The sequence below is a fragment of the Acetobacter estunensis genome, assembly GCF_011516945.1.
GTDB lineage: Bacteria > Pseudomonadota > Alphaproteobacteria > Acetobacterales > Acetobacteraceae > Acetobacter > Acetobacter estunensis.
This window is the reverse complement of the sequence record NZ_WOTH01000008.1, coordinates 108546-115936: the sequence shown is the minus strand read 5'-3', so window position 1 is coordinate 115936 and position 7391 is coordinate 108546. Positions and strand designations below refer to the sequence as shown.

7 protein-coding genes are annotated in these 7391 nt (G+C 58.0%); 3 read left to right on the top strand and 4 right to left on the bottom strand.

All coding sequences use genetic code 11. The annotated features are described in order from the left end of the window. Positions 1-159: 159 nt before the first annotated feature. Both GOB87_RS06105 and GOB87_RS06100 read right to left on the bottom strand, forming a co-directional pair. Positions 160-1467, bottom strand: a complete 1308-nt coding sequence (locus GOB87_RS06105) for a glycosyltransferase (RefSeq protein ID WP_166313825.1) — start codon at positions 1465-1467, stop codon at positions 160-162. A gap of 2 nt (positions 1468-1469) precedes the next feature. Then, a complete protein-coding gene (locus GOB87_RS06100; RefSeq protein WP_166313823.1) occupies positions 1470-1739 on the bottom strand; it encodes a hypothetical protein in 270 nt (89 codons plus the stop codon). Positions 1740-1976: 237 nt separating this feature from the next. Here GOB87_RS06100 and GOB87_RS06095 point away from each other — a divergent pair, with 237 nt between their 5' ends. The 3 genes from GOB87_RS06095 to mazG all read left to right on the top strand — a co-directional run bounded on the left by GOB87_RS06095 (position 1977) and on the right by mazG (position 3687). After that, positions 1977-2312 (top strand): zinc ribbon domain-containing protein YjdM, encoded by a 336-nt coding sequence (locus GOB87_RS06095; protein WP_166313821.1) that lies wholly within the window; start codon positions 1977-1979, stop codon positions 2310-2312. Between the two features lie 92 nt (positions 2313-2404). After that, entirely contained in the window at positions 2405-2812 is a 408-nt protein-coding gene (locus tag GOB87_RS06090; protein WP_166313819.1) for an NUDIX hydrolase, read from the top strand. Between the two features lie 23 nt (positions 2813-2835). Further along, on the top strand, positions 2836-3687 hold the full coding sequence (gene mazG, locus GOB87_RS06085; protein ID WP_194303228.1) for a nucleoside triphosphate pyrophosphohydrolase: 852 nt from the start codon (positions 2836-2838) through the stop codon (positions 3685-3687). Positions 3688-3699: 12 nt separating this feature from the next. Here the strand turns inward: mazG and GOB87_RS06080 are convergent, their stop codons facing one another. Both GOB87_RS06080 and GOB87_RS06075 read right to left on the bottom strand, forming a co-directional pair. After that, a complete protein-coding gene (locus GOB87_RS06080) occupies positions 3700-5523 on the bottom strand; it encodes a tetratricopeptide repeat protein (RefSeq protein ID WP_166313817.1) in 1824 nt (607 codons plus the stop codon). Positions 5524-5574: 51 nt separating this feature from the next. Next, the gene (locus GOB87_RS06075) at positions 5575-7239 is read right to left on the bottom strand and encodes an NAD(P)/FAD-dependent oxidoreductase (RefSeq protein WP_166313815.1); all 1665 of its coding nucleotides are present in this window, start codon (positions 7237-7239) and stop codon (positions 5575-5577) included. Positions 7240-7391 lie beyond the last annotated feature (152 nt).

The following is a 7391-nucleotide window of genomic DNA, read 5'->3' as shown; positions in this document are numbered from 1 at the left end:
TACGCCCGATGAGGCGTATCATAACGTGCCGACGCCATCTGGTCCGGGGTTAACCCCGGACCAGATGGCCAACAGCAACGCCGTCAGAAGGGCGGCATAACAACAACCGGGCATAGCTTATCAAGCCCGCAAAACTGTCCGAACGGACGGGTCCACCTCTTACAGAGCCGTCGTATGGCCTCTATAACTGGGGACACGATCTACCAACTCGTCGAGATTTCTCTGATGATCCGAGATGACATGATCGATTAGGCTACGGTTTTCGCGCATAAATTGCAGTTCTGCGCCATCCTCGTACATACGCCCTTCGAATACATGAAATGACGAACAGAAGTAGAAATAAACCACTTCATGAGGGGCGAGAAACGCACCATGATCCGTCATGAGTTGTTCACTGTAAGGACAGAACTTCAGAAATACCCGCGCATCGGGTGCAAGATTCTCGATCACCCGCAAGGTCATCTCGGATGTCAGAGACATCAGTTCGGGCGGAAGCAATGCTCCCAAATCAATGACATCCAGTCCTTTCGGCACCGGACTGCGCGCTTTTTCCGGTTCAAGATATTGACCAAGAACAAGTAAGCAAGACCGTGCGGGATCCTTCATGGCGGAACGAATGAAATTGACGATGTATTTTTCCGCTCCTCCCATTGAAAGAAAGGGCATGAGGAACACGTCCGTGTAACGCTTGCCGCCAAACCGGCGGCAGATTTCGCCATAGGCACGCCCAAAATCCTCGGACATACCGAGCATGGTGAAAAATTTCTTCTCATGCTCCCAAACAGGCTGTACTTCAGGATCTATCCGGTTGGCATAGTAAATAAGCGAATTGATATAGGATGAATTCGTATAGCTGTGGGAAAAATCATAATGCGTGGCAATCTTCGCGGGCGTTCTGTCCTGTTCCTTACTCAAAGAAAGAAAAGTGTCAGGCGCAAAGAAATCGCAATTCGGTGCCAGTTTCCGCCCACGAAGCGTCCGCATAATGCTGTCGGGACGCTGTCGGTAGAACACCACCGCATTGGACGCCACGATCAAATCAAAACCCGCTGCCACGGCGCGCAGATTTAAATCGTAATCTTCGAAAGCATAGAGCGGGTTATTAGCGCAATCGGTGTAAGCAAGCGCAAGAAGTTCTTCGCGCCTCGCCATGATGCGCGACACATAAGGATGGCCGCCCGCCAGACGGTAAATACCTACATCACGCAATTCGTACAACCGCGCAACGAAACTGTCACACCCGAACGCATGATAATACTCTGGAAAAACAATCGCCTTTTCAGAAGTCTGCGCCAATCTCGTGTGCAGGGCGTGAAGGTAATTCACACACACCAGATCATCCGCATCGGCCGTTGCAATGTAGCGTCCCGCTGCGGCTCGAATACCGTGATTACGCGCGAGTCCTAACGATTTTACACAGATGGAGGGTTCTAAAAACCCCGATTTCGGATCTTCCAGACACAACAATATCAATGAGTTATCATTTTAAATTGGCTGTAAAAGAGGGTTTTTCGAACCCTCCAGATCGTTTCTTTCTTTACCGACTTGAAAAGAGCGAAATCGTAAGTATCGATTACCCGGCGCGTGGCTGCATCGGGGTTGTCCAGCACGATCACCAGTTCGGACTTCAACCCATGATTGCCCGCATGCGCGATCGTCTCTCCCAGCGAACGAAGAGTCGGACAGATCAGTTCTCCTTCGTTATGAACATTCAGAACGATGGAAATATCATAAGGCATGACGTATTTTACCGACCTGACAGAAGCATTGTTACAAAATTAAGACAACTCGATACAAAGGTTTTGGTTTTATTGCATGTTTTTATCGAACGCAAAACTCGGACGCAGACGCCATAGTGCGCTGTTGCCTCTGGCTTTGTCAGGACCAGCTCCAAGCTATAAACCCGTCCATAAATCATGAAGCCGGATCGCTCTCATCGGAGAGCCGCCACTCCGGCCCCAAGGGGAGAGCAAAGAATGAGTGTCGAAGAAAAATGCCCCGAGTGCGGCTCCGAACACGTCTATAACGACGGAAGCCTGTGGGTCTGCCCCGATTGCGGTCATGAATGCTCGGAACTGGGGGCCACAAAAGGACCGGAAATCCGTGACGCCAACGGCAACGTGCTCGCGGATGGAGACACCGTGACCGTCATCAAAGACCTGAAAATCAAAGGCTCATCGCAGGTGGTCAAAGGCGGGACCAAGGTGAAGAACATCCATCTCACCGATGGTGCAGACGGTCATGACATCGCCTGCAAGATTCCGGGTATCGGCGCAATGAACCTGAAATCCGAATTCGTGAAAAAGGCCTGACAAACATCCACACTCCCTCGTTGTGGAAACCGGTTGTCAACTTTCAACTGGCACAACAGGACGAAGCCCGGTCACCAAACAGGAGCCCAGACATGGCAGGAGATGTGATCCGCGTCGCCACCGCCCTCATCAATAATGAGGATGACGATCTCCTTGTGGTGCGCAAAACCGGCACGGACGCGTTCATGTTGCCCGGCGGCAAGATCGAAGATGGGGAAGATCCGACCGCTGCTGTCCTGCGCGAACTGGAAGAGGAACTGGGTGTCGTCCTTCATCCTGACGCACTGCAGCCTTTCGGGACGTTTTCCGCACCCGCCGCCAACGAACCCGGCTATACCGTGGAGGCCACCATCTTTGCGGTCACCACACGCTGCACGCCCCAACCACAGGCCGAAATCGCGGACATGATCTGGGTCGATCCCAGTCGCCCGGGTTCATTGATCCTCGCTCCTCTCTTGAGAGCCTGCGTTCTGCCCCGTCTGGCCGGTACGGTCGCCTGATCTCCTCTGTCCCCGAGAGTTCCATGAGCAAGTCCTTTCCCACTGATGCACCCTCCGACCCGACTGTGACAAATGCTGCCAAAGCGATCGAGCGTCTGGTGCAGATCATGGGACAATTGCGCGATCCCGAGACCGGCTGCGCATGGGACGTCCAGCAAACACCCAGGACCATAGCGCCCTACGCCATAGAGGAAGCCTATGAGGTGGCCGACGCCATCGAGCGTGAGTCGTGGAATGAAGTCGCGGATGAACTGGGCGATCTGCTGCTTCAGGTTGTATTCCAGTCCCGCATGGCGCAGGAAAAAGGGCGTTTCAATTTTGCCGATGTCGCAAACCTGATTGCGGACAAGATGGTGCGCCGCCATCCGCATGTCTTCAGCAATGATGAACAGGATACGGCCGCAGGACAGGATCTCTCGGCACAATGGGAACAGAGCAAGGAAGAGGAACGCCGCGCGCGCAATGAACATGGCGCCCTTGCCGGGATCCCGCTTTCCCTCCCGGCTCTGCTCCGCGCCCGCAAGCTGGCGGCCCGCGCAGCCCGCGTGGGGTTCGACTGGCCGGAAGTGGATGGGGTGATCGCTAAGGTTCACGAGGAAATGGCGGAAGTGGAAGCCGAGATCGCATCGGGGGACCGAGCAGCCCTCGCGGATGAAATGGGTGACCTGCTTTTCTCGGTGGCGAGCCTCGCCCGGCGCTTCGACCTCGACCCGGAAGCCTGTCTGCGTCAAGCGAACGACAAGTTCTCCCGCCGGTTCGGAGCGGTGGAAGGCCATCTTGCACAGAAGGGGCTTGGCCCGAGCGACTGCTCCGTCGAGCAACTCGATGCGGTGTGGAACACGGTCAAGGCACAAGAAAAAGCAAAATCTACCTGAGTTTCAACGGGCCTACGCCCTGCACCTCAATTGTTTGCTCACTTCCATCAGCGGCGTCTTCCACGCTTCCGATGGAAGATCGGGCGCTGTCTGCGCAAACATCCGCAACTGCGGATACCACAGGCTCTCTCCCGTCTGCGCGGACCAGTTCCCTGCCCGCCACCGCCAGTCCCCGCCAAAGCGGTTCAGCAGCCACACGGGCACACCCAGCGCGCCTGCAAGATGCACCATTGCCGTATCGACCGAGATCACGAGATCCAGCGTCTCCATCACAGCGGCTGTCGTGGCCATGTCGCCCGCAGGCAACGGCTCAAACCCGTCGGGCGCGTCTTCTGGCTGAAGTGACACCCACTCGATACCCGGCACGTCCAGAAGTGGCCCAAGCCAATCCACCTTGAGCGAACGCCGCCGATCGAACCGGTAAGCCGGGTTGCCGGACCAGCACAGCCCCACCCGCATTTTCTCCTTATTCGCAATGGAACGCCGCACAGAGCCAGTGGCCAGATAAACGGTTTCATCCGGCGGAACGCTGGCTCCCAACACATGAGGCAGACTGAGCAACGAGGCGCGCGCGACAACCTCTGCCGCATGGGCGTCTGCGCCGATCACGAGCCGTCCGCTTTGCCGCACGTCCTGCCAGACAGGCAGATCGAGAGAAGATTCGATCAGCCGCCTCATGCTGTCGGGCACCAACAGCAAAACCGGAGCACGGAGCAAAGCAAGCGGGACGAAACGCAGAAACTGAATGAAATCTCCCAGCCCCTGTTCCCCGCAGAGCAACACGCGTCCACTAACAGCTTCACCCGTCCAGTCCGACACGTCCGGGCGAGGCCATGGTTGTACCAGACCGCGTCGCGCCTCGAAATCATGCCACCCTTTGTCAAAGAGCCCCTGCCCTAGTTCCAACGTACCCAGATTGAAACGCGCCCGCTCTGCATCGCGGCTCTTGGGGGCCAACTCCATCACGCCACGAAACAGAGCGGTCGCCTCCTCCGTATGGCCAAGTTCCGCCAGAAGCGTGCCCCGGTTGAGAGCGATACGCGGATCATCGGGCTGCAAAGCGGCTGCATGATCCAGAGCCTGACGCGCGGAACGCAGATCTCCCATGGCCATGCGCGTCAGGCCAAGATTGGTCCATGTTGCGGCGGTCGGGGTTGGTGTCACACAGGCTTGGGTCAAAGCTGCATCGGCCGCGTCCAGCCGTCCAAGCTCGAACAAAACCGCTCCATGATTGGCCGCCGCCGCCGGATCATGAGGGCGCAAAGTGCGTATTTCGGCAAACAGGGGTTCGGCTTCATCGAGTTCTCCGAAGGCCGCCAACAAGCTGCCTTCGGCATGACGTGTCAAAACATCATCCGGCGCTGCGAGCCGCTTCGCCTCACGCAGTTCCACCCGTGCCCGATCGGGTTGCCCGGTACGAGCGAGGAATTGACCCAGAACGAGATGATGCCCCGCTTCCAGAGGCCGAAGTTTCACGACACGGCGCAATTCGCTTTCCGCCGCCGCCAATTCTCCCATAGTCTCCAACACATCCGCGAGCGCCAGAGAAATGGACGGATCGAATGGATCGTTCAGCGCGGCGACATGCAGCGCGGCACGGGCAGCCTCGGCATGCCCGGCACGCAAAAGAGCCAAACCAAGCGTGACATGCCACGCCGGACGTGGATCGGCCTTTAGCGCAAGACCGCCATACGCAATGGCCAGATCGAACCGTCCGAGATCATAGGCGGTGCGAGCCAGTGCGTGGAGGATGTCAGCGTTGTCAGGCTCTTCCTCCCGCCTGCGCTTGAGGGCAAGAAAAAGTTCTTCCGGATCGGTTGAGGCGGGAAGATTCATAATGACACAGCCTGCCCTCTTGCGGCTGTCAGAGCAAACCCTGTCTGTAGATCAGTAGCCTGCACTGCCGGACTGACGTAGCAGCCCCGTCGCTTCCCGTCCGGCAAGGGAGAGCCCAACCGCCTCTGCCACACGGATGCCGTCGATGGCCGCAGACAGAATACCACCCGCGTAGCCTGCACCCTCACCTGCGGGAAAAAGACCGCGAGTGTTCGGGCTTTCCCCATTCTGTTGACGGGCGATACGCAGGGGCGAGGATGTGCGCGTCTCCACGCCTGTAAGAACGGCGTCCCCCAGCGCAAAGGCCGAAAGCTTGCTCGCGAAAGCCGGGAGCGCTTCGCGCATGGCGTGCAGAACGAAGTCCGGCAGGCAACCGTCCAAACTGGTGGGCGTCACACCAGGCTTGTAGGATGGTTCGACACCGCCAAGGTGAGAGGAAGGCCTGTTTTCGAGGAAATCTGCCACACGCTGAGCAGGCGCGCGGTACTCTCCTTCACCCGCAAGAAACGCCTGCCGCTCCCAGTGACGCTGGAAGGCGATGCCCGCCAGCGGGTCGTCCGGGTAGTCCTCTCCGGGCCGTAGCTCAACCACGATCCCGGAATTGGCGTTCCGCTCCGCACGTGAATACTGGCTCATGCCGTTCGTCACCACCTGCCTTGCCTCGGACGTGGCCGCAACAACCGTGCCGCCGGGACACATGCAGAAGGAATACACGCCGCGACTATTACTGGCGTGATGCACAAGCTTGTAATCCGCTGCTCCCAGTTCTTTTGCACCGGCCTGTGATCCGAAGCGATCCGCGTCGATCAGTGACTGCGGATGCTCGATGCGAACGCCGATGGAAAACGGCTTGGTCACCATTTCCACACCCTGCTTATGGAGCGAGGTGAACGTGTCGCGCGCACTGTGGCCCACCGCAAGAATGACATGCGAAGTCGCGATCTCTTCACCCGACGCCAACCGCACGCCACGCACATGCCGATCCTGATCCAGCACCAGTTCGTCCACGCGCGTGCTGAAACGGTATTCTCCGCCTGCTTCCTCGATTTCACGGCGCATATGCTCAACCATGGAGACAAGGCGAAACGTGCCGATATGGGGTTTCGAGAGATAGAGAATCTCTTCCGGCGCACCGGCGCGGACAAATTCACGCAGAACCTTGAAGCCCAGATGACGCGGATCTTTCACCTGACTGTGCAGCTTGCCGTCCGAAAAGGTTCCGGCTCCACCTTCCCCGAACTGCACATTGCTCTCGGGCGTGAACACGGATTTGCGCCAGAGCGCGAACGTATCGACCGTTCGCTCGCGCACCGGCTTCCCACGTTCGAGCACCAGAGGACGCAGTCCCATCTGTGCAAGAATCAGAGCCGCCATCAATCCGCATGGCCCCGCTCCGATGATGACCGGACGGACAAACCCTACTTGTCCGGTCAGTGCTGGCACATCTATATCGGGAAAGCGGTACTGCGTGTCCGGCGTCAGACGCACGCGCGGATCGTCGCGAAACTTTTCCACAATCGCCGCTTCATCACGCAGTTCGCAATCGAGCGTATAGACGAGGCGAATGTTGCCCCTGTGTCGGGCGTCGTAACCGCGACGGGCCACATGCACGGCCAAGACATCCTGCGGAGCCATAGCGAGCCGCTGAGCGACGGCTGACACAAGAGCGTCCGGTTCATGATCCAGAGGCAGGAGGATTTCAGTGACTCGGATCATGACAGGAAACGGCCCATCCTTCGACTTGAACTACAGGAAGACAGCGGAACCCACTCCGCCCGCCTGCCCGCTCTTAGGCCGCCCATCGTGGCCCCATCAAGGGGCACGCTCATGATCGTCACCGATCCGGGGTTCCGCCTATCCGCGTGAGA

Coding starts and splice junctions, on each gene's coding strand:
- GOB87_RS06095 (WP_166313821.1), top strand. CDS start 1,977: ATGAGTGTCGAAGAAAAATGCCCCGAGTGCGGCTCCGAACACGTCTAT.
- GOB87_RS06090 (WP_166313819.1), top strand. CDS start 2,405: ATGGCAGGAGATGTGATCCGCGTCGCCACCGCCCTCATCAATAATGAG.
- GOB87_RS06080 (WP_166313817.1), bottom strand. CDS start 5,523: ATGAATCTTCCCGCCTCAACCGATCCGGAAGAACTTTTTCTTGCCCTC.
- mazG (WP_194303228.1), top strand. CDS start 2,836: ATGAGCAAGTCCTTTCCCACTGATGCACCCTCCGACCCGACTGTGACA.
- GOB87_RS06075 (WP_166313815.1), bottom strand. CDS start 7,239: ATGATCCGAGTCACTGAAATCCTCCTGCCTCTGGATCATGAACCGGAC.
- GOB87_RS06100 (WP_166313823.1), bottom strand. CDS start 1,739: ATGCCTTATGATATTTCCATCGTTCTGAATGTTCATAACGAAGGAGAA.